This is a genomic window from Kytococcus sp. Marseille-QA3725, assembly GCF_054950055.1.
The window spans coordinates 733,382-753,065 of record NZ_JBUCLA010000001.1 but is presented as its reverse complement, the minus strand read 5'-3'; the positions used below and the strand labels follow the sequence as shown (position 1 = coordinate 753,065).

Sequence of the window (19,684 nt, the reverse complement as noted above, 5' to 3'; positions counted from 1 at the left end):
TGTCGCAAGGAGGGTCCACACTGGGGTGATGCAGCCCCTCGTCCTGCGACACGTGACCCTGTGGAACCCCGACTCCGCACCCGAGCCCGACCGCACCGTCGTGCTGGACGCCGGGCGCGTCGCCTGGTGCGGCCCGGCCGAGCGGGCCCCGGACACCTCCGACCTGGAGCACGCCCGCGTGGTCGAGGGGGAGGGGCGGCTGGTCACGCCCGCGTTCGTGGACGCCCACGCCCACGTCTCGGCCACCGGTGAGGTGCTGGGCGGTGCCGACCTGTCGGAGACCCGCGACGTCGCCGAGGCGCTGGACGTCATCGCGCAGGTGGCCGCGCGGCAGCCCGGGACGCCGATCTTCGCCCACTCCTGGGACGAGACGCGCTGGGCCGAGAACCGGGCGCTCACCTCCGCCGAGCTCGACCGGGCCTCCGGTGGCGGGGTGGTCTACGCCCCGCGCGTGGACATGCACGCGGCCACCGTCTCCTCCTCCCTCGCGGCCGTGGCCGGCGTGGTCACCAAGGACGGCTGGGACGGCGTCGGCACCGCCACCCGGGCGGCGCAGGACGCCGTCGTCCAGGCGTGGGCGGCCAGCGTCGGGCCCGGCGCACGCCGCCGCAACATCGACCTCGCGCTGGGCTCGGCGGCCCGCGCGGGGGTCGGTACCGTCCACGAGATGGGCGGCACCAGCCTGACCAGCCCGGATGACGTGCGGGACGTCGCCCGCGCCGGGGGCAGGGGACTGCCGCGCACCGCCGCCTACTGGGGCGAGCTCGTGCACGACCCCGTGCGCGCCGCGCACCTGCGCGACGCCCTCGGCGTGGTGGGGCTGGGTGGTGACATCTACCTCGACGGCAGCTTCGGCGCCCACAACGCGGGGATGCTGGAGCCCTACAGCGACGCCCCGGACACCCACGGCGACCTCTACCTGACGGTGGAGCAGGTCGCCGACCACCTGGTGGCGTGCACCCGCGCCGGGGTGCAGGGCGGCTTCCACGCCATCGGCGACGCCGCGATCCAGCTGGCCGCCGACGGCCTGGAGCGCGCCGCGTCGGTCCTCGGCGACAACGCCGTCCGGGGAGCCCGGCACCGCATCGAGCACGCCGAGCTGCCCCCCGAGGAGGCGGTGGCCACCTTCGCCCGCCTCGGCGTCACCTGCTCCATGCAACCGATGTTCGAGGGGCTGTGGGGCGGGCCCGAGGAGCTCTACGGGCTCCGGCTGGGGGACCGGTGGCAGCGCACCAACCCCTGGCGCACGCTCGACGACCTGGGCGTCCCGGTCTGCTTCGGCTCGGACTCGCCGGTCACCCCCTTCGACCCCTGGGGCGCGATCCGCTCGTGCCTGGCGCCGCGGAACGACGGCGGTCGCCTGACCGCCGCGCGGGCCCTCTCGCTGCACACGACGGGCGGGTGGGCGGCCCTCGGACGGGTGGGCGGCACCATCCGCCGTGGCGGGGAGGCCGACGTCACCCTGTGGGACGTGCGACCGGGCCCCGCCGAGCTCTCCGAGCTCGAGCCCTGGCTGCTGGGCTGCGACCCGGCGGCCGAGCTCACCGTGGTCGACGGCCACGTGGCGCACGACTCGGGAATTCCCACGGTGTAGTTCGTGCGCGGCCCACCTGCCCCTGACCTGCGATGACATGCGTTTGCGCAGGTCACGGGCGAATTGACTGGCGTCGTGGAGCAGGTAGTTTCTGCCCAATCACCGAGGCGGTCGCAACGACGAGCGCCCGGTGCCCGGGAGGACCACGCTCAGTAGAAAACGTGGACGTGTCGGCAACCAGCCGGCCCGACCACGGCCCCAACGGCGTGGTCCTCCCGGGTGCCGACACGGTCCCCACGGCGACGGACCGGGAGTCGCCGCCCGGCGCAGCCAGCGTCGAGGCCTAGACTCCCGGCGTGGTCGCCCTCCTGCCTCGAGCCCTGGCCGCTCTCGTGGGCGGCACGCTCCTGTGGCTCTCCTTCCCCGACGCCGACCTCTGGTGGGCCGCCGCCCCGGGCACCGCCCTGGTCACCCTCGCCGTGCGCGGCGCCCGCCTGCTGACCGGCGCCCTCCTGGGACTCCTGGCCGGGCTCTGCCTGATGGTGCCGCTGCTGCCCTGGTCCGGGGTCTTCCTGGGCGTCGAGGCGTGGCTGGCCCTGGCGGCCTTCGAGAGCGTGTACTTCCTGCCGACGGGCCTGGCCCTGACCGCCGTGCAGCGCTGGACCGCCCGCCGGACCCCGGTCCTGGAGGCGCTCACCCTGCCGGTCCTGGTGGCCGCCGTGTGGGTCTCCCAGGAGTGGCTGCGCAGCTCCTGCCCGTGGGGTGGCTTCCCGTGGGCACGGCTGGCCTTCTCGCAGTCGCACGCCCCGACCCTGCCCGTGGCGCAGTACCTCACGGCCACCGGGCTCTCCGCCTGGGTGGCCGGGACCGGCGGGCTGCTCGCCGTGGCCGTCCTGGCCGCCCGCCGCCGGCGCTGGGGGAGCACGGCCGGTGCCGCACTCGCGACCGCCGCCCTCACGGTCTCTCCGCTCCTGCTGCCCCTGCAGCAGCCCGACGGGGGAGAGGTGGACGTGCTGGCGGTGCAGGGAGATGCCCCGCAGGCCGGCTTCCAGTTCGACCGCCGCGCCCGGGTACTCACCAACCACACCTCCCTGGTGCAGCAGGCCGCCCGTGAGGTCGAGGCCGGCACCCGCCCGGACCCCGACGTCGTGCTGCTGCCGGAGAACGCCGCCGACACCGACCCCCTGAGTGACGTCGCGGCCTCCCAGCAGGTGGCCGAGGCCAGCCTGGCGATCGACCGTCCGCTGCTCATCGGGGCCATCCCGCACGGCCCCGGCGGCCACCCGAGCAACTCGGTGCTGCAGTACCTGCCCGGCCGGGGAGCGGTGGACCGCTACGACAAGCAGCACCTGGTGCCCTTCGGGGAGTGGATCCCGCTGCGGGGGCTCATCTCCCGCGTCACCGACAAGACCGACCTCGTGCCCCGCGACTTTGCCGAGGGGACGGGCGCGGGCACGATGGACGTCCCGGTGGACGCCGCCGTCGACCCCGCCGAGGAGCTGCGCCTGGGCTTGGGAATCTGCTTCGAGGTGGCCTACGACGACCTCATGCGCGACCCGGTGCGCGCGGGCGCCTCGATGCTTTTCGTCCCCACCAACAGCGCGAGCTTCGGCCACGGCGCGCAGTCCACCCAGCAGCTGGCCATGAGCCGGGTGCGGGCCGTGGAGCACGCACGCTCGGTGGTGCAGGTGAGCACGATGGGGGTCAGTGCCGTCATCGGGCCGGACGGGCGCACCGTCCCCACCCACGACGGGCAGACGGAGACCGGACTGTTCGAGCCCGCCCTGCTCTCGGCCACCACCCCGCTCAACGACGGCCTCACCCCGGCCGCCCGACTGGGCAACTGGCCCACCTGGGTGCTGGCCGCCCTGGCGTGCCTGGCCGGCCTCGCGGGGGTGCGGACGCCTCCCACCCCCGACGGACAGCGGGAACCCACCGGGCATGATGGGATGATCCGCACGGCCTCCGGCGCGGAGGACCGGTGATCGTCCGTGCACACGCCCGAGGGAGAACGAAGCCCGTGACCCAGCCCACCACGACCGCCCGCCTGGCGCGCGTCGCCGTCCTGATCCCCACCTACAACGAGGCCGAGAACATCGAGTGGATCGTCGGCCGCGTGCGCGCCGCGACCCCGCAGGTCGACGTGGTGGTGCTCGACGACAACTCGCCCGACGGCACCGGTGAGATCGCCGACCGTCTGGCCGCCGCAGACCCCCAGGTGCACGTGCTGCACCGCAAGGGCAAGGAGGGCCTCGGCCGCGCCTACCTGGCGGGCTTCGAGTGGGCGCTGGCGCAGGGCTACGAGGCCGCGGTGGAGATGGACGCCGACGGCTCGCACCAGCCCGAGCAGCTGCACCGCCTGCTGGACGCCGCCGAGCGCGGTGCGGACGTCGTGCTCGGGTCGCGCTGGGTGCCCGGCGGCAGCGTCGTCAACTGGCCGCTCGACCGCAAGCTCATCTCCATGCTGGGCAACCTGTACATCAAGATCGCCCTAGGCATGCCGCTGGGTGACGCCACCGGTGGCTACCGTGTCTACCGCGCAGAGGCCCTGCGCAGCATGGACCTCACCACCGTCGACTCGGTCGGCTACTGCTTCCAGGTGGACATGGCCTGGCGCGCCATCCGCCACGGCCTGCGCGTCGTCGAGGTGCCGATCGAGTTCATCGAGCGGGAGCGCGGCGACTCCAAGATGGACTCGGCCATCGTCAAGGAGTCCCTGGTCCGCGTGACCCGCTGGGCGGTGGAGCACCGGTTCGCCCAGGTGCATCGGGCCCTCGGCCGTCGTCGGGCCCTGGACACCCCGTGACCCCCTGGAGCCGCCGCATCGGGACCCACCAGCGCCGCCGTCGCCGCAGGGGCAAGCCCACCTGGCTGGTGGTCCTCAGCCTCCTGCTCCTCCTCATGCCGATGCTGGAGGTGGCGGTCATCCTGGCCGTCGGGCGACAGATCGGCGCCTGGTGGACGATCGGCCTGTTGATCTTCTGGTCGACTCTCGGCGCCTGGCTGGTCACGCGGGAGGGCTCCCGCACCTGGAAGCTGCTCAAGCGGTCGCTGGCCACGGGGAACGAGCTCTCGCGACAGCTCACGGACGCCGCCCTGGTCCTCGTGGGCGGCACGCTGCTCCTGGCTCCGGGCTTCGTCACCGACGCCATGGGGCTGTTCCTCGTCGTCCCGTTCACGCGCCCGATCACCCGGCGGGTGCTGCAGCGCGTGGTGGAGAAGAAGCTCCTGGGCGGACTGCTCATCGGCGGGGACCCCTTCGGCGAGCAGGCGATGGGCTTCGGGAGCCCCGGCTTCGGGGCGCGTGACCACGGCTCCGCTCCCGCGGGCCACGCACGTGGAACGACCACCGGCGCCGCCCCCTCCGGCACCACGTCGACCACCGACAACGGCGACGACGCCGTCCTCGAGGGCGAGGTCATCGACCCCCGCGGCGGCCCCTGGAGGTAACCCGCCCCACACCCTCGTGAACTGGCGGTGAACCTCGGACCTCTGGCACACTGACGGATTGCCGCGCTGAACGCGGTACCTCTTCCACTGCAGTGACCGCCCCGGGGGGAATGTCCCCGGTTCATCATGCGTTCACCTGTCCGTGGCACGGGACGAGTCGAGCCCCCACCCGGCGTCGACCTCCCACCGACGAACCACCAGTCACCAGCGTCCGCCCCTTCGCCGGGGCACCAGGAGTTCAAGCATGGCCGAGCGTTCCCTGCGTGGCACCAACCTGTCCGCCCTGTCGATGGAGAGCGACGAGAACGTCACCTTCAGCGAGCGGCAGACCGTGCGCTTCAACTGCCCCAAGGGGCACATCATCGAGCTGCCCTTCTCCGTCGAGGCCGACCTCCCCGCCATCTGGGAGTGCCGTTGCGGCAGCGAGGCCAAGCTCGAGAACGGCCCCGAGCCGGAGCGCAAGCCGACCAAGCCGGTGCGCACCCACTGGGACATGCTGCTCGAGCGCCGCTCCGTCCCGGAGCTGGAGGAGCTGCTCGAGGAGCGGCTCCAGCACCTGCGCGAGCGCCGCGGCACGGCCAAGAAGAAGGCCAGCTGACGAACGACGCCATCACGAGAGAGCCCCACGCACCGACCGGGTGCGAGGGGCTCTCTCGTGTGGTCAGCCCGTCTTTGGGGCCGGGGGAGGGGGCGACCCACCCCGGGGCGGGTCGGCCGGCGGTCACGCCGGGTGCGCGCCGCCCGTCTCGTCCGGCTCGGCGCGTTCCACGGGCTGCTGCGTGCGACCTCGTTCCTCGGGCTTCTCCCAGCGGTTGAAGCCGGAGTCGGTCGCGCCCTCGTCATGATCACGACGACGGGCGCGGGTCTCCGGGTCGGCACTGGAGCGGACGTCCACCTGCTCGTTCAGGTAGCGCAGCACCACCACGACGCTGGCGGCCACGGGCACCGCGAGGAAGGCACCGGCGATGCCGAACATGGAGCCGCCGACGGCCACCGAGAGCAGCACCAGGCCCTCGTGGAGCTCCATCGCCTTGCCCTGCACGATCGGCTGGAGGATGTTGCCCTCGACGTTCTGCACGAACAGCACGATGGCCAGCAGGATGAGCGCCTTGGTGAACCCGACGGTCACCAGCGCCACGAGGATCGACAGGGCGCCGACGGTGACGGCACCGACGATCGGCACGAAGCCGCCCAGGAAGGTCAGGATGATCAGGGCGCCCCACATCGGCACGCCCAGGATGACCAGGCCCAGGCCGATGAGCGACGCGTCGACCGCGGAGATGATCGCCTGCCCGCGGACGTAACCGCTGAGCGTCTTCCACAGGCGGTTGCCCAGGGAGGTGATGTGCGGGGCGGCCGAGCGACCCGACAGACGGCTCAGCCAGGGCAGAAACTTCTCACCATCCCGGACGAAGAAGAAGGTGAGCACCAGCGTCATCAGACCGGTGACGAAGGCCGAGCCGACCGCGGCCACCCCGGTGAACACGCCCCCGGCGATCTGGCCGCTGCCCTCCTGGATCTTGGTGGTCAGCTTGGTGATCGCCTTGTCGATCTGCCCGTCGTTGACGTTCAGCGGCGGACCGGAGGCCCACTTCTGCACCTCCTCGATGCCCGTGACGGTGCGGTCGGCCAGCTGGCCGCTCTGCGACACCATGGACGGGACGATCGCGGAGAACACGGCGATGAGCAGCAGGAAGCCACCGATGACCGCCGTGGCGGCCGCCAGGCCGTTCGGCATGAACGAACGCAGCCGCTGCGAAACCGGGAGCAGCACCGTGGTCAGGATGAGTGCCAGCAGCAGGGGCAGCACACCGACCCAGAACTTGCCGACCAGCCACAGCACGGCGCCGAGGGCCGCGAGGATGAGCAGCAGGCGCAGGGCGAAGTCCGCCAGCGTGCGGAAGCCGTCGGCGATCACCTCACTGCGATCACCCCGGACGTCGGGGTCGGCGGGCAAGGCGGCGGGCACCTGGTCGTCGACGCCCGTGTCCTGCTTCTCCTGGTGTTCCTGCCAGGCCTTGCGGAGGGAGCTCAGTGGATTCACCCGGCCATGCTGCCACGGTCCTCGGGGCCTCACCCGGCGGAGGAGCGGCCGCGTCCGGCGGGGAGTCGGACCTCACACGACGTGCACCGCGCGCCTGACGGTGCGCCAAGCGGATGCGACAGCCCGACGACAGGACCCTGTGGCTAGGCTCGCCCGGTGCACCCTCACAAGCGTCTGATCGCCCTGTCCGTGTCCGCCCTGCTCGCCGGAACGGTCGCCGGCTGCGGCTCCGACGGCGGAGGCGGTGAGGAGTCCGGGTCCACCGGGACCGCCACCGGGTCCGAGTCCGTCACGAGCGCCCCGGAGTCGGGGGGCGAGGAGTCGCCGGGGACCACCGACGCGTCGGGCTCCGCCGAGCCGTCCGACGCACCCACCAGCGCGAGCGGCTCCGAGTCGCCGTCGCCGAGCAGCTCGGCCGGCGACACCCCGTCGGACGGGAAGGGGGGCAGCCCCAGCTCGTCCTCCGACGAGTCCGCCGCCCCAGGGACCGGTGGGGGCAAGCCGGCCGCCCGCCCGGACGACCCCGACGCCGGACCGGTGCGTCTGGCCGTGGTCGGTGACCTGAAGCTCGCGCACCGTGCGGCCGAGGACATCAACGCCGGCCAGGGCCAGAAGGTGTTCGCCGGCGTCGCCGACGAGCTCGCCGGGGCCGACCTGACGCTGGGCAACCTGGAGACCACGATCGGCACCGCCGCGGACCAGGGCGACAAGCAGCCCAAGCGCTACACCTTCATGTCGCCGCCCGCGTCGGTGGAGCTGCTGCGCCGGACGGGCTTCGACCACGTCTCGCTGGCCAACAACCACACCTATGACTTCGGCGAGCCCGGCATCCTGTCCACCGTCGAGCACCTTCAGAAGGGGTCGATGCCCTTCGGCGGCGCCGGCAAGGACTCCTCGGCGGCCCGGGAGCCCGCGGTGCTCGAGTCCAACGGACGCCGCATCGCGGTGCTCAGCTACGTGGACGTCCCGCCGGACGACGTCGTCCCCTTCCGGAACGAGCAGTGGGAGGCCCAGAAGGACCGCGCGGGCGTCGCCTGGGGCCGCCCGCAGCAGATCGCCGACGACGTCAGCGCCGTGCGCGACCAGGTGGACGACGTGCTGGTGATCCTCCACGCGGGCACGGAGAACGAGACCGTGCTGAACGACGCCCAGCGGCAGATGGCGAAGGCCGCCCTGGACGCCGGGGCCACCGCGGCCCTGACCCACCACGCGCACGTCCTGCAGGGATACCGGGTGGACGAGGAGGACGGCACGATGGTCGCCTGGGGCCTGGGCAACTTCGTCTTCGACGGCTACCCGCAGGGTGCGGAGCAGACCGAGTCGGCGATCCTCAACCTCACCCTCGACGACCAGGGCGTCACCGACGTGTCCTTCACCCCGGTGACGCTGCAGGACGGCTACCCGGTGGCCCTGTCCCCGGACTCGGGGCAGGGCAGGGCCATCCTGGACCGCCTGGAGAAGCTGCCCAACCGCTGACGCTCAGCGGTCACCCTCCAGCGAGGGGACGCCCGCCTCGACGGCCTGCTCCACCCTCCGCACGGCCTCCGGTGCGATGAGGCCGAGCTCCCCGGCGATGCGGGCCGCCTCGGCGTAGTCCTCCACCGGGTGCACGCCCGCGCGCCGCCACCTCTCCCGGGTGGCGGCGTCCACCTCGGTGACGCAGTGGATGAAGCAGGCGGCCACGTTGTCGGGCCAGCGGCGGCGCACCTCGAGGGCCACCTTCGCGTCCGCCTGCCCCGAGTCGCCGACGAACACCTGCCGGCACTCCGGGAACAGCTGGGCGTCCCGGCGGATGTTGCGCACCTTGTCCGCCCGCATGCGCCCGCGGTCGAGCAGCCCCCGCAGGCTGCCGGTGAAGATCGTGTGCGGGGGAAGACCCAGGTGGTCGAATCCCTCGCGCGTGTACTTCTCCAGCAGGTCGCGAGGGCCACCCGGACGGGCTGTGACGAAGGTCAGGTCGCCCGGCAGGCTGTCGTCGCCGGCGGAGTCCGCCCGGTCCAGGGCATGCAGGAACTCGACCACGCCGGGGTAGAAGGTGCCGCGGGGGAAGCGGTCGTCGTGCAGGCTGCTCTTCAGCGTGTCGTCGACGTCGCTCAGCACCCGCAGCTCGTCGTGGGGCACCGCCTGCTCGGCGATGTGGCGCAGCACCCGACGCCGCTGGCCCGTGCCGAGCACGTCGAAGACGAGGTGCTCCAGGTCGTGGCCGTCGCCACCGGCGTTGAGCAGGTACTTCACCCGCTGCAGGTCCTCGCCCTCCAGGCTGAGCAGCGCGCGGGTGACCTCCTCCTTCTCCGGGCCCGTGATGCCGCCCTCGCGCAGCGAGCGCACCACGGCCGCGATGCCGGCCGCGGTGGAGGTCTCGAGCACCCTCTCGTCGAGGGTCGGGGCGCCGGAGGCCGGACGCGGCCGGGCGACGAGCAGGGCCCCGGCCTCGACCGAGGCCGTGAGCTCCCACACCTCGCCGACGGGGTCGCCGTCCAAGTGGGCGGGGGTGGGGGAGTCGGGCACGACCGTCGTGGTCGCCACCTCCTCGCGGACGATGCCCGGCAGGCGGGTCGCACGCGGCAGCACGCCGGCAACGGCGACGGTCAGCCACTCCGGCAGCGGGTCGGGGTCCACCGAGACGACCTGCAGGGACCCGTCGTCGAGCCGCGCGTCGGAGACCCACAGGCCAGGGGGAACGTTGCCGCAGTTCATGACCAACAGGCTCCAGGGGCTCTGCTCCAGGCCGTCGACCTGCATCGGCCACCCGGCGTCGGTGGCCCGTCCCAGGGCCGGGCGCACGTACGCACGCCACCCGAGGCGCTGCTTCGTGGCCGCGTCGACACCGCTGATGATCGCGGCGTCGTGGCCCAGCCCGGCCGTCACGAGGAAGGAACCGCGCTGCAGGCCCTCGCTGGTCCGCCAGGTCGCCCGCCCCAGGTCGATGCGGTGGGCCCCCGTGGTCAGGGCGGCGGTGACCGCGTGGTCCATGCCCTTGCCGGTCAGCCGGGCCAGGCCGAGGTTGCGGGCCGCGAGGTTCGCGGTGCCGGTGGGGACGATGCCCAGCACGCAGTCGGTGCCGGCCAGCACGTCGGCCACCTGGCGCACGGTGCCGTCACCACCGATGACGACGACCCGCTCGGCACCCGCCGCGAGCGCGGCCCGGGCCTGCTCGGTGCCCGGGGAGTCGATCGTCGTCGTCCACTCGCACGGCGCGGGCCAGCCGAGCTCGGCGACGATCCGGCGCAGCGAGCGCAGCGCGTCGTCGGCCTGCGGGTGGACGGGGTTGACCACCGCCGCGACGACGGGGAGCCGCTCGGGGTCCGTGGTCGAGGGCTGGTCGGTGGGTGCCTGACGCGGAGTGCGGGGGAGGGAGCTCACGCCGGCAGGCTAGTGCGCTCCGGTGTCCCTTTCCTGGTGCATGAGGCAGGATGGGGTTTCCCGACACCGAGAAGCGAAGGGGAGAGCAGATGGCCTCCAAGGAGATCGAGTTCATCAAGAACGTCGACCGTCTGCACGCGTTCTACACCGAGAACGTGCGCATGCTCGCCGCCGCGTACGACCTCACCGACGAGGACGCCGCGCGCGTGCTGGCCCGCTTCGAGTTCAACAACGTCTCCCGGGCGATCCTCCACCCGCCGCGGGTCGAGACCCCGGTCGAGTCCCTCGCACGCTCGCTGGAGGAGAACGAACACGACTGAGGCGGGCCTCAGGGCCTGCCGAGCGCGAGGAGCCGCTCGACGGGGAACCACGGCAGGTACATCACCCCTGAGAGGTTGTGCCGGAAGGTGATGTTCATGACCCAGCAGATGCCGACGTGCATGGCCCAGGCGCACACGGCCCACACTCGCCCGGCCCGGTCGTGCAGGAACACCAGCGGTGCGCCGATCTCGAGCAGCAGCGAGCCGGTGGCCAGGATGGTCCACAGCCGGGTGCACGGGTAGATCCGCAGACCCAGCCCGCCGGCGCGTGAGCCGAGGAGCTCCTTGCGCAGAGCGTCGGCGGCCACCTGGCGCCGCATGCCCTCACCGCGGGCCCAGGACCAGCCCTGGGTGCTGGCGACCTTGGCCACCCCCGCCAGCCAGTAGGCCACCAGGGTCCCGGCCTGCATGCCCCGGTGGGTGGCCGCGTAGCACCAGTGCCCCCGCTCGGCCCCGAGCCGACGGGCAGCGGCTCCGGGTGCCAGGGCGTCCGCGCTGCGGGTCAAGCCGAGCACGGCGGTGTGCAGCACCAGGTTGTTGTCGTTGTGGAAGACCATCGACCACGAATTCCGGTAGGACAGGGTCCACAGGAGCAGCCCGGCGTGCAGCGGCCCGACCACCCGGTGGCAGAGACCGGCGGTGAAGGCGAGGTCCGTCACCACGGTCGCGCGGACCAGCGCGTCGGCAACCCTCGGGGGCAGGGGACGCTTCAGCACCCGGCACGGGCCGACGGGCTCGAAGTGCACGGGGTCGGTGCGGTGGATGCGCGCGAACATGCGCACCCGGGGGCGCAGGTAGGCAGCGGTGTAGGCACCGGTCGCGATGCGGAGCAGGGCAGGCCGGCTGGCCGGTGTGGTGGGGAGGACGCGTGCGTCCAGCCAGCACAGTACCCTCCCGACCGCCGACGAGGCGCCGGGCGTGGAACGGGACCGGAGCAGCGACGTCAGGGGGATCCTCATGGCATGTCCACCTCGGTGGTGGGGCGGATGCTTCCCGGCCGGGTGACCTCGGCCTCGGCACGGACCCGGCGCCTGACCGGGGTCCGGTCACCGGCGAAGAAGTCGTCGTAGACGTGCTTGCTGGAGACGACCCGCACCCGGACGACCTCCCGCTCGGGCAGCTCGGCGCTGCGGGCGACCGACCGCGCCACGCGGTCCGCGAGCTCCTGGGCGTCACCGGAGCGCACTCGCCGCGTGATCTGGCGTCGCACCTGGTTGAGACCGCCGATGCCGGCGTGCCGGTGGTGCAGCACGTGCTCGGTGCCGTCCGCGGTGATCCCCAGCAGGTGGTGCACGGTGCCGGTGGCCTTCCGGCGGGCGGTGAACATCGGGTAGTGCGAGAGCGGGAAGCCGTCCCGGCGTTCGGCCGGTGGGCGGAGGTTCTGCACCACGGGCGAGGCGACGAGGGTCACCAGCGCCGCTCCGGCCAGGTAGGTCAACGGCTTGGACGGGGGAGTCGTCACGGGGTCCTCCTGTGGGGACGTCGGGGGTCGGGCCCGGCGAGCGACCGCAGGGCCGCGGCCGCTGCGTGGGCGCCGGCCATGCCGTGGGCGCCGCCACCCGGGGGAGCGGAGGCGGAACAGAGGTAGAGGCCGTCGGCCAGGCGGTAGGGGTCCAGCGTGGGGCGCGGCCGCAGCACCAGCTGCGTCCCCTGCATCGAGCCGCCGACGACGTCCCCGCCCACCAGGTTGCGGTTGCCCGCCTCGAGGCCCTCCGGCCCGGTCTCCACCCGGTGCAGGACGCGGTCGCGGAAGCCCGGTGCGAAGCGCTCGATCTGGGCATCGACGAGCTCACCGGCCGGGCACCTGGAGCCGGGGGAGACGTGGGCGTAGGCGTACAGCACCACCCGTCCCTCCGGGGCACGTCCCGGGTCCGCCGCCCCCTGCTGGGCGACCAGCACGAACGGGCGCTCGGGGTCCCTGCCGCGGTGGACGGCGGCCTCGGCGACGGCCAGCTCGCCCGCGCCACCCCCGAGGTGGACGGTGCCGGCCGTGGCAACGCGCGGATCGGTCCAGGGCACCGGCCCGTCCAGCAGGTAGTCGACCTTGAACAGTCCGGGGCCGTGGCGCCAGGCGGTGAGTCCCCGCCGCACCACGGGCGCCAGGCGGTCACCGGCCAGCGCCCCGGCCGCCGCCGGGGTGGTGTCCAGCATCGTGACGTCGGGGGCGTCGGCACCGTCGCCGAGCTGCCGCAGGTCGCTGACCGGTGAGCCCGTCCGGACCGTGCCGCCGTGGGCCTCGAGCTCCGCCACGAGAGCCGCGGTCAGTGCGCCGGAGCCGCCGCGGACCACGGGCCACCCGACCGCATGGCCCGCCGCGCCGAAGAGCACGCCGAACACGCTGGTCATCGGGTGGTGGAGGGGCATCACCGAGTGGGCGGCGAGTCCCGCGAACAGGGCCCGGGCGGGCTCGTCGCGGAAGACCGCCCGACCGAGCACGGTGGAGGGAAGCACACCGCGCACCCCGAAGCGGGCCAGGGTCACGGGATGGCGCGGCACCCTCAGCAGGGGCCCCATCGCGGCCTGCACCACGCGCTCGAAGTCGTCGACCACGGGACCGACCAGTCGGCGCCAGGCCCGCCCGTCGCGACCGAGTTCCTCGACCGTCCTCGTCAGGGAGCGGTGCAGGACGGCCGCCGGCCGCCCCTCCAGGGGGTGGGCCAGCGGGAGCTCGGGGTGCAGCCACTCCAGCCCGTGCCGCTCCAGCCCGAGGGAGGAGAAGAAGGGGCTGGCGACGCCGAAGGGGTGCACACCGGCCCCCAGGTCGACGACCGTCCCCTCGCCGAGGAGCGGCGCCGAGCGCAACGCACCTCCGGGGGCGTCCGCGGCCTCGTGGACGGTCACCCGCAGGCCGGCGCGTGCCAGTGCGACGGCCGCGGCCAGCCCGTTGGGACCGGAGCCGACGACGGCTGCGGTGCGCCCCACCCAGTGTGGGTCGTGGGCGTCGTCCGTGGCCCACTGTGGGTGGGGCACGGGTCGGGGCAGGTCCGGGAACACGTCACTCCTGAGGGCACCGAGGCGGGTCCCCGGTGGTCCCCGGAGGCTAGGGGCGGCTCATGAGGGGCGGATGAGCCCCACGTGAGCGACGGCTCACGTGGTCTTGCCGGGCGGGGTGCCGACCGCGGCCGGGCGGGTCACCATCGCCTGGCGCAGGGCCGACATCTGCCGGTCCAGCTCCCAGGCCGTCGAGGCGGATCCCTGCAGGGTCTCCTCCACCTCCGCGGGCACCGCGTCCTGGAACTTGTACCGGATCTCGTGCTCCACGCTCGCCCAGAAGTCCATGGCGATGGTGCGGATCTGGATCTCGACCGGCACGTCCAGCGTCTGCTCGGCGAGGAACACCGGGACGCTCACGATGAGGTGCAGCGACCGGTAGCCGTTCGGCTTGGGATGGGAGATGTAGTCCTTGGTGGCCAGCACCTCGAGGTCCGGCTGGCCCATGAGCATCTCGGCCAGGCGGAAGGTGTCCTCGATGTACAGACAGGTCACCCGGACGCCCGCGATGTCGCGGATCTCCTCGGCCACCACGTCGAGATCCGGCCCGCAGCCCAACCGGTTCATCTTGTGCAGGATGGAGTCGAAGGACTTCACCCGGTGCTTCACGTGCTCGATGGGGCCGCGCTGCCCCTTGGCCTCGGCCTCCTCGCGGAGGATGTCGATCTTGGTGAGCACCTCGTCCAGCGCGAACTTGTAGCGCAGCCGGAAGGCCGAGAGCCGGGCGCCGATGCTCCGCGCGACCTCGTCGGGGTCCCGCTCCTCGACGTCGTCCCCGGCCAGGGCCATCACGAGGTCGATCGAGGTCATCGGGACGTCATTGGGCATGCGGTCAACCGTATGCCTGCCGGCTGGGAGATCGGTGGGAGACGCGCTCGTCCCCGACCGGTTCCCCCTCGGTGCCCAGGGCCCCGGTGACGGGGTGGTGCGGCCAGTCCAGCGTGTGCGGCGCGGTGAGCGTCACGTAGTTGGGGATCTCGCGGGCGTGCACCTCCTCCTGGTCCGGCTCGCGCGGGGAGGGCGGGTCGGCGGTCCAGGCGGCTGTCAGCAGGCACCAGCGCACGGCCAGGTTGATCCACACGATGAGCGTGACCAGACCCGCGAACGAGGCGACCAGCGGGTTGTCCCAGGCGGCGATCAGGCTCGTGCCGGCCACCCGCAGCACGCCCCAGCCCACGGCCCCCAGCAGGGCACCGCGCCAGCGCTGGGACCACGGGACGCGCACCTTGGCGGCCACCCGCACCAGCAGGCCGATGGTGAGTGCGTCCACGAGCAGGGCGGCCAGCAGCGCCACGACGCGCAGGGCGATGCCGCGGTCGTCGTGGACGTGGGCGAGCTCGAGCACGAAGCGGGTGGCCGAGGTGGCTGCGCTGGAGAGCGCGGCCGTGAGCAGCACCGAGCCACCCAGCAGCACGATGCCGACCAGGTCCCACAGCTTGGCCAGCACCGGGTGCAGCGGGGCGGCGGCCAGGCCGAACATCGCCCGCAGCGACAGGCGCAGGTAGGTCATGGCGCTCGTGGAGGTCCAAAGCAGCACCGGCACGGAGACGACCGTCGCGATCGTGAGGCCGCCGTCGACCACGAGGTCGGAGGCCGCGAGCACGCCCTCCTGCCCGTCGACGGCCAGCAGCCCCGGGAAGGTGGCGTTGACCGCGTCGGCCACCCGTGCGAACAGGTCCGGCCGACGTCCCAGCAGCACCCGGAAGGCCGTCACGCCGAGGGTGGCGGCGGCCACCAGGGAGATCAGGGCCGAGAGCGTCACCCCGCCGGCGTACACGTTGCCGTGGGCCGCCAGATAGCGCTGGACCGCGCGCACGGGGCGGCTGCGGACGACCTGTCGCAGACCCCGCCGCCCGGGTCGTCCCTCCCGTGGGGTGCGGGGGTCCGACGACCTCGCGGCGTCGTCGGTCACGGGGTGGGAGGGGCTCACGGGGTCAAGTCAAGCAGCCCACCGCTCCAGCGCCGCCGCAGCCACCGGTCGTGGCGAGGCCCCCGTTCCGGGCAACGGGTTTTCCGCGCCAGCGCCCTATGGTGCGCCCATGCCCCGGAACCCCAGTCGCCCCGCACCCGGGGTCGGGTCTCGTCCGGCTCGTCCCGTGGGTCCGCTCCTGACCCTGGTGGCCGTCGCCACCGTGGCCCTCATGCTGCGTCCGGCGGCCACCTCCGTGGGGCCGCTGCTGCCGGAGCTCTCCGGGGACCTCGGTGGCGGGGGAGTGGGAGCCGGTGTGCTCACGGCACTCCCGCCGCTCATCTTCGGTGTGCTGGGTCTCGCGGCCGTGCCCGTCGCGCGACGGCTCGGCCTCGGCGGGGCACTGGTGGCGTCCCTGGCCGTCTCGCTGGTGGGTCTGGCCCTGCGCCCGCTGGTCGGCTCCATGGGGATCTTCCTCGCCCTGAGCGTCCTCGCCCTCATGGGCGGTGCGCTCGGCAACGTCCTGGTCCCGGCCTGGGTGAAGCACCACAGCTCCGGCACTCTCCTGCGTCGCCTCATGGCGGTCCACGTCGCCGTCCTGTCGCTCGGGGGCTCGGCCGGGGCGCTGCTGGCCGTGCCGCTCACGGGACTGCCGCACGTCGTCGGTCCCTGGCTGGGGCAGGGGAGTGAGGGGCCCTCCGGAGGGGTCTGGCGGACCTCCTTGCTGGCCTGGGCGGTCATCACCCTCCTGCCCCTGGTCCTGTGGGTCGTCGTCGCGCGGCGCACCGGTCACGACTTCCCGCGGGAGACCGCCGTGCTCGACACACCGCCGGTGAGCATCTGGCGCTCGCCGACGGCCGTCGCGCTGACCGTCATGTTCGCCCTGCAGTCGACCAACGCCTACACGCAGTTCGGGTGGCTGCCGCGCATCTACACCGACGCCGGCGTCTCCCCGGGCATGGCGGGCCTGTACAGCGCCGTCGTGGCCGCCTGCGGCATCCTCGGCGGCTGGATCATGCCCTCCCTCATCGAACGGGCCCCCTCGTTGCCGACCCTGGCAGCGCTCTGCGGGGTCATCACCACGGTGGGCTACCTCGGCCTGCTGGTGGCCCCGCAGTCCCTGGCGCTGCTCTGGGCGCTCGTCCTGGGGGTGGGCGGCTTCGCCTTCCCGATGGTGATCGCCCTGCTCCCGGCGCGGACCGCGGACCCCGCGATCACCGCACGGCTCTCGGGGGTGGTGCAGCCGGTGGGGTACATCGGTGCGGCCGTCGGCCCCCTGCTCGTCGGAGGTGTCGTGGCGCTCACCGGCAGCACCTCGGTGGTGCTGTGGATCCTGGTCGGCATCGGGGTGCTGCTGGGGATCGCCTCGTGGCGGGCCGCCCGCGAGACCCTGGTGGACGAGGAGCTCGCGGCCGCCCGGTGGGTCAGCCCCGGCGGCGGGCGACGGTGACCGCGAACTCCGCCTCCTCGTGCCAGGGCTGCAGGTCCCAGGTCGCGAAGCGCTGCTGCACCACCAGCCCGGCACCGGGCAGGAGCTCGTCCAGGGCGGACGTGGGGAACCCTGTCGTCGTACGGCAGCCGATCACCAGGAAGCCGGCGTCCACCAGGTGGGCGGCCACGCTCGCCAGCACCGCGCCGCGGGCTCCCGGGGCGACGAAGTCGAGCACGTTGCCGGCCAGCAGCGCGCCGTCGAAGGGCTCGGGCTGACCGTGCGCGGCGAGGTCCAGGGTGGCGAGATCGGCCACCACCCAGGTGCCGTCGGGGTGGTCCTGGCGGGCCGCCTCGATGAGGGTGGGGTCGACGTCCACGCCCACGGCATCGAAGCCGAGGCGCGCCAGGTGCCCGGCGTGCCGACCCGGGCCGCACCCGGCATCGAGCAGCCGACCACCGCGCGGGGCGAGGACGTCCACGAGCCGCGACTCACCCTGCACGTCCTGCCCCTGCGCGGCGAACGAGCGCATGTGCTCGATGTACCAGCGCGAGTGGTCGGGGTCGGTCAGCCCCGGCCAGGTCGTCGTCGGCTCGGGGGAGGCGGGGTCCGTCGCGGAAGACATGGCAGCAGTCTGCAGCACGCCCCGTGGTCAGTGGCCGGGGTGGTAGCGCTGGTGGCTCAGCGGGCCTGGCCAGCCCCCGGCGCCGGTGGGGTGCCGCGGTCAGGACCGACCGGTAGCGCGCGGACCCGTCCGCCAGGCCCGGACGGCCACCGAATTCCACCCAAAGGGTCAAGATCATCCCCGGACTCCGACCTGAACCCGTCAAGTGGCTTGTTCGACCCGGAGCGGCGGGGACAACCTCAGGGCACCGCACGGCAACCGCCGTCACCTCCAGCCACGGCCGGAAGTTCCTCTCCGGCCCTCACCTCCAGGAGAGAGCATGTCTCGCAGCATCCGTGGCGCCGCCTTCGGCCTGACCACCGCCGTCGCCGCCGTCACCGCCACCTTCGCCCCCGCCGCCCAGGCCGCACCGGCCGACCTCGACGCCTCGCAGACCGCCAGCGTCGCCCAGCAGCTGGAGCTGTCCGCCGACGAGGAGCTCGAGGCCACCACCACGGTGACCGACGAGGACGGCACCCAGCACGTGCGCTTCGACCGCACCTACAAGGGCCTGCCCGTCATCGGCGGCGACATGGTCGTGGAGATGAAGGGCGACCAGGTCAAGGAGACCCGCAAGGCCGCCGAGAAGATCGCCGTCAAGAGCACCACCCCGAAGCTGTCGGAGTCGGCCGCCCTCGCGAAGGGTGAGAAGGCTTCCACCGCCGCCACCGAGCACGGCAGCAAGGGCGAGCTGGTGGTCTTCGCCGCCGAGGGCGAGCCGCGCCTGGCCTACGAGGTGACCACCACCGGTGTGCGCGCCGACCAGACCCCCTCGCGCGTGAAGTCCTACGTCGACGCCGAGACCGGTGAGGTCCTGGCCTCCTGGGACGAGATCATGAACGTCGAGACCCAGGCCGAGGGCACCGGCAAGGGCATCTACATCGGTGACGTGAAGTTCGAGACCTCCGGCTCCGACGGCGCCTTCACCCTCGAGGACTCGAAGGGCCACAAGACCATCGACATGGGTAACTCCGAGTCCGGTGGCGAGGTGCTCACCGACGAGGACAACGCCTGGGGCGACGGCACGATGGAGGACCGCGCCTCCGCCGGTGTGGATGCCCACTACGGCGCCACGAAGACCTACGAGTACTTCGAGACCGAGCACGAGCGCTCGGGCATCTGGGACGACGGCAAGGGTGCGACCAGCCGCGTGCACTACGGCGACAACTACGTGAACGCCTTCTGGGACGGTTCGCAGATGACCTACGGCGACGGCGAGGGCAACCAGAACCCGCTGGTGGCCCTGGACGTGGCGGCCCACGAGATGGCCCACGGTGTCACCGAGAACTCCGCCGGCCTCGTCTACCAGGGCGACCCGGGCGGCCTGAACGAGGCCACCTCGGACATCTTCGGCACCGCCGTGGAGTACTACGCCGGCACCGAGAAGGACGGCGGCGACTACCTGATCGGCGAGCAGATCGACATCAACGGCGACGGCACCCCGCTGCGCTACATGGACGAGCCGAGCAAGGACGGCGCCTCGCCCGACTGCTACTCCGGCGACATCGCCAACATGGACCCGCACCAGGCTTCCGGTCCGCTGAACCACTGGTTCTACCTGGCCTCCGAGGGTTCGGGCGCCAAGGAGATCGACGGTGTGAAGTACGACTCGCCCACCTGTGACGGCTCCGAGGTCGAGGGCGGCGGTCGCGAGGTCATGGAGAAGATCTGGTACCGCACGCTGGCGACGAAGCTGACCTCCACCTCGGACTACCCGGCGGCACGTGAGGGCGTCATCGAGTCCGCCATCGAGCTCTACGGTGAGGGCTCGGCCGAGTGCAAGGCCGCCGAGGCCGCGATGACCGCCATCGACGTGCCCGCCGGCTCGGCCAAGTGCTCCGCTGGCGCGACGAACTCGCGCCAGAAGGGCTGACGAGCAGCACAGCAGTTCCCCCTCCTCGGCGAGGCCCCGCCCCCCACGGTGCGGGGCCTCGCCTCGTGTTGCGTCGCGGGGGGGGAGAGCGTCGGGGCACGAGCGAA

General features: G+C 73.1%; 17 protein-coding genes. 9 read left to right on the top strand and 8 right to left on the bottom strand.

The window, feature by feature from the left end:
- Positions 1 to 28: 28 nt before the first annotated feature.
- The 5 genes from ACY8FT_RS03425 (at position 29) to ACY8FT_RS03405 (ending at position 5,582) form a co-directional block, all read left to right on the top strand.
- Positions 29 to 1,594: an amidohydrolase gene (locus ACY8FT_RS03425; RefSeq protein ID WP_462417536.1), complete on the top strand. Its 1,566-nt coding sequence runs from the start codon at positions 29 to 31 to the stop codon at positions 1,592 to 1,594.
- A 296-nt stretch (positions 1,595 to 1,890) separates the two neighbouring features.
- On the top strand, positions 1,891 to 3,519 hold the full coding sequence (lnt, locus tag ACY8FT_RS03420; RefSeq protein WP_462417535.1) for an apolipoprotein N-acyltransferase: 1,629 nt from the start codon (positions 1,891 to 1,893) through the stop codon (positions 3,517 to 3,519).
- Between the two features lie 35 nt (positions 3,520 to 3,554).
- On the top strand, positions 3,555 to 4,340 hold the full coding sequence (locus ACY8FT_RS03415) for a polyprenol monophosphomannose synthase (RefSeq protein WP_462417534.1): 786 nt from the start codon (positions 3,555 to 3,557) through the stop codon (positions 4,338 to 4,340).
- Positions 4,337 to 4,984, top strand: a complete 648-nt coding sequence (locus ACY8FT_RS03410; protein ID WP_462417533.1) for an FxsA family protein — start codon at positions 4,337 to 4,339, stop codon at positions 4,982 to 4,984. The genes ACY8FT_RS03415 and ACY8FT_RS03410 overlap by 4 nt, the downstream gene beginning before the upstream one ends.
- A gap of 244 nt (positions 4,985 to 5,228) precedes the next feature.
- Entirely contained in the window at positions 5,229 to 5,582 is a 354-nt protein-coding gene (locus tag ACY8FT_RS03405) for an RNA polymerase-binding protein RbpA (protein WP_462417532.1), read from the top strand.
- A 123-nt stretch (positions 5,583 to 5,705) separates the two neighbouring features.
- Here ACY8FT_RS03405 and ACY8FT_RS03400 read toward each other — a convergent pair whose 3' ends face one another.
- On the bottom strand, positions 5,706 to 7,028 hold the full coding sequence (locus tag ACY8FT_RS03400; protein WP_462417531.1) for an AI-2E family transporter: 1,323 nt from the start codon (positions 7,026 to 7,028) through the stop codon (positions 5,706 to 5,708).
- Between the two features lie 156 nt (positions 7,029 to 7,184).
- Between ACY8FT_RS03400 and ACY8FT_RS03395 the strand changes: the two genes are divergently transcribed.
- Positions 7,185 to 8,504: a CapA family protein gene (locus ACY8FT_RS03395; protein WP_462417530.1), complete on the top strand. Its 1,320-nt coding sequence runs from the start codon at positions 7,185 to 7,187 to the stop codon at positions 8,502 to 8,504.
- A 3-nt stretch (positions 8,505 to 8,507) separates the two neighbouring features.
- Here the strand turns inward: ACY8FT_RS03395 and ACY8FT_RS03390 are convergent, their stop codons facing one another.
- On the bottom strand, positions 8,508 to 10,391 hold the full coding sequence (locus ACY8FT_RS03390) for a diacylglycerol kinase family protein (RefSeq protein ID WP_462417529.1): 1,884 nt from the start codon (positions 10,389 to 10,391) through the stop codon (positions 8,508 to 8,510).
- Positions 10,392 to 10,480: 89 nt separating this feature from the next.
- On the opposite strand from ACY8FT_RS03390, the gene ACY8FT_RS03385 reads away from it, so the two are divergent.
- A complete protein-coding gene (locus ACY8FT_RS03385; protein WP_462417528.1) occupies positions 10,481 to 10,711 on the top strand; it encodes a hypothetical protein in 231 nt (76 codons plus the stop codon).
- Between the two features lie 8 nt (positions 10,712 to 10,719).
- Here the strand turns inward: ACY8FT_RS03385 and ACY8FT_RS03380 are convergent, their stop codons facing one another.
- The 5 genes from ACY8FT_RS03380 to ACY8FT_RS03360 form a co-directional block, all read right to left on the bottom strand.
- On the bottom strand, positions 10,720 to 11,670 hold the full coding sequence (locus ACY8FT_RS03380) for a hypothetical protein (RefSeq protein ID WP_462417527.1): 951 nt from the start codon (positions 11,668 to 11,670) through the stop codon (positions 10,720 to 10,722).
- A complete protein-coding gene (locus tag ACY8FT_RS03375) occupies positions 11,667 to 12,173 on the bottom strand; it encodes a hypothetical protein (protein WP_462417526.1) in 507 nt (168 codons plus the stop codon). Before ACY8FT_RS03375 ends, ACY8FT_RS03380 begins: the two co-directional genes overlap by 4 nt.
- Positions 12,170 to 13,633: a phytoene desaturase family protein gene (locus ACY8FT_RS03370; RefSeq protein WP_462417525.1), complete on the bottom strand. Its 1,464-nt coding sequence runs from the start codon at positions 13,631 to 13,633 to the stop codon at positions 12,170 to 12,172. Before ACY8FT_RS03370 ends, ACY8FT_RS03375 begins: the two co-directional genes overlap by 4 nt.
- Before the next feature lie 165 nt (positions 13,634 to 13,798).
- Positions 13,799 to 14,530 carry a GTP pyrophosphokinase gene (locus ACY8FT_RS03365; RefSeq protein ID WP_462417524.1) on the bottom strand — a complete coding sequence of 244 codons (732 nt, stop codon included), beginning with the start codon at positions 14,528 to 14,530 and terminating at the stop codon, positions 13,799 to 13,801.
- 4 nt (positions 14,531 to 14,534) lie between these two features.
- A complete protein-coding gene (locus ACY8FT_RS03360) occupies positions 14,535 to 15,632 on the bottom strand; it encodes a YihY/virulence factor BrkB family protein (protein ID WP_462417523.1) in 1,098 nt (365 codons plus the stop codon).
- A gap of 166 nt (positions 15,633 to 15,798) precedes the next feature.
- Here ACY8FT_RS03360 and ACY8FT_RS03355 point away from each other — a divergent pair, with 166 nt between their 5' ends.
- Positions 15,799 to 17,061: an MFS transporter gene (locus ACY8FT_RS03355; RefSeq protein WP_462417522.1), complete on the top strand. Its 1,263-nt coding sequence runs from the start codon at positions 15,799 to 15,801 to the stop codon at positions 17,059 to 17,061.
- On the opposite strand, the gene ACY8FT_RS03350 is transcribed toward ACY8FT_RS03355, so the two are convergent.
- Complete coding sequence (locus tag ACY8FT_RS03350; RefSeq protein ID WP_462417521.1) at positions 17,036 to 17,665, bottom strand: class I SAM-dependent methyltransferase; 630 nt, start codon at positions 17,663 to 17,665, stop codon at positions 17,036 to 17,038. The two genes, ACY8FT_RS03355 and ACY8FT_RS03350, sit on opposite strands and share 26 nt — an antisense overlap.
- 319 nt (positions 17,666 to 17,984) lie before the next feature.
- On the opposite strand from ACY8FT_RS03350, the gene ACY8FT_RS03345 reads away from it, so the two are divergent.
- On the top strand, positions 17,985 to 19,577 hold the full coding sequence (locus tag ACY8FT_RS03345; protein WP_462417520.1) for a M4 family metallopeptidase: 1,593 nt from the start codon (positions 17,985 to 17,987) through the stop codon (positions 19,575 to 19,577).
- The last annotated feature ends 107 nt before the right edge of the window (positions 19,578 to 19,684 follow it).

Coding starts and splice junctions, on each gene's coding strand:
- ACY8FT_RS03350 (WP_462417521.1), bottom strand. CDS start 17,665: ATGTCTTCCGCGACGGACCCCGCCTCCCCCGAGCCGACGACGACCTGG.
- ACY8FT_RS03365 (WP_462417524.1), bottom strand. CDS start 14,530: ATGCCCAATGACGTCCCGATGACCTCGATCGACCTCGTGATGGCCCTG.
- ACY8FT_RS03425 (WP_462417536.1), top strand. CDS start 29: ATGCAGCCCCTCGTCCTGCGACACGTGACCCTGTGGAACCCCGACTCC.
- ACY8FT_RS03405 (WP_462417532.1), top strand. CDS start 5,229: ATGGCCGAGCGTTCCCTGCGTGGCACCAACCTGTCCGCCCTGTCGATG.
- ACY8FT_RS03345 (WP_462417520.1), top strand. CDS start 17,985: ATGTCTCGCAGCATCCGTGGCGCCGCCTTCGGCCTGACCACCGCCGTC.
- ACY8FT_RS03380 (WP_462417527.1), bottom strand. CDS start 11,670: ATGAGGATCCCCCTGACGTCGCTGCTCCGGTCCCGTTCCACGCCCGGC.
- ACY8FT_RS03385 (WP_462417528.1), top strand. CDS start 10,481: ATGGCCTCCAAGGAGATCGAGTTCATCAAGAACGTCGACCGTCTGCAC.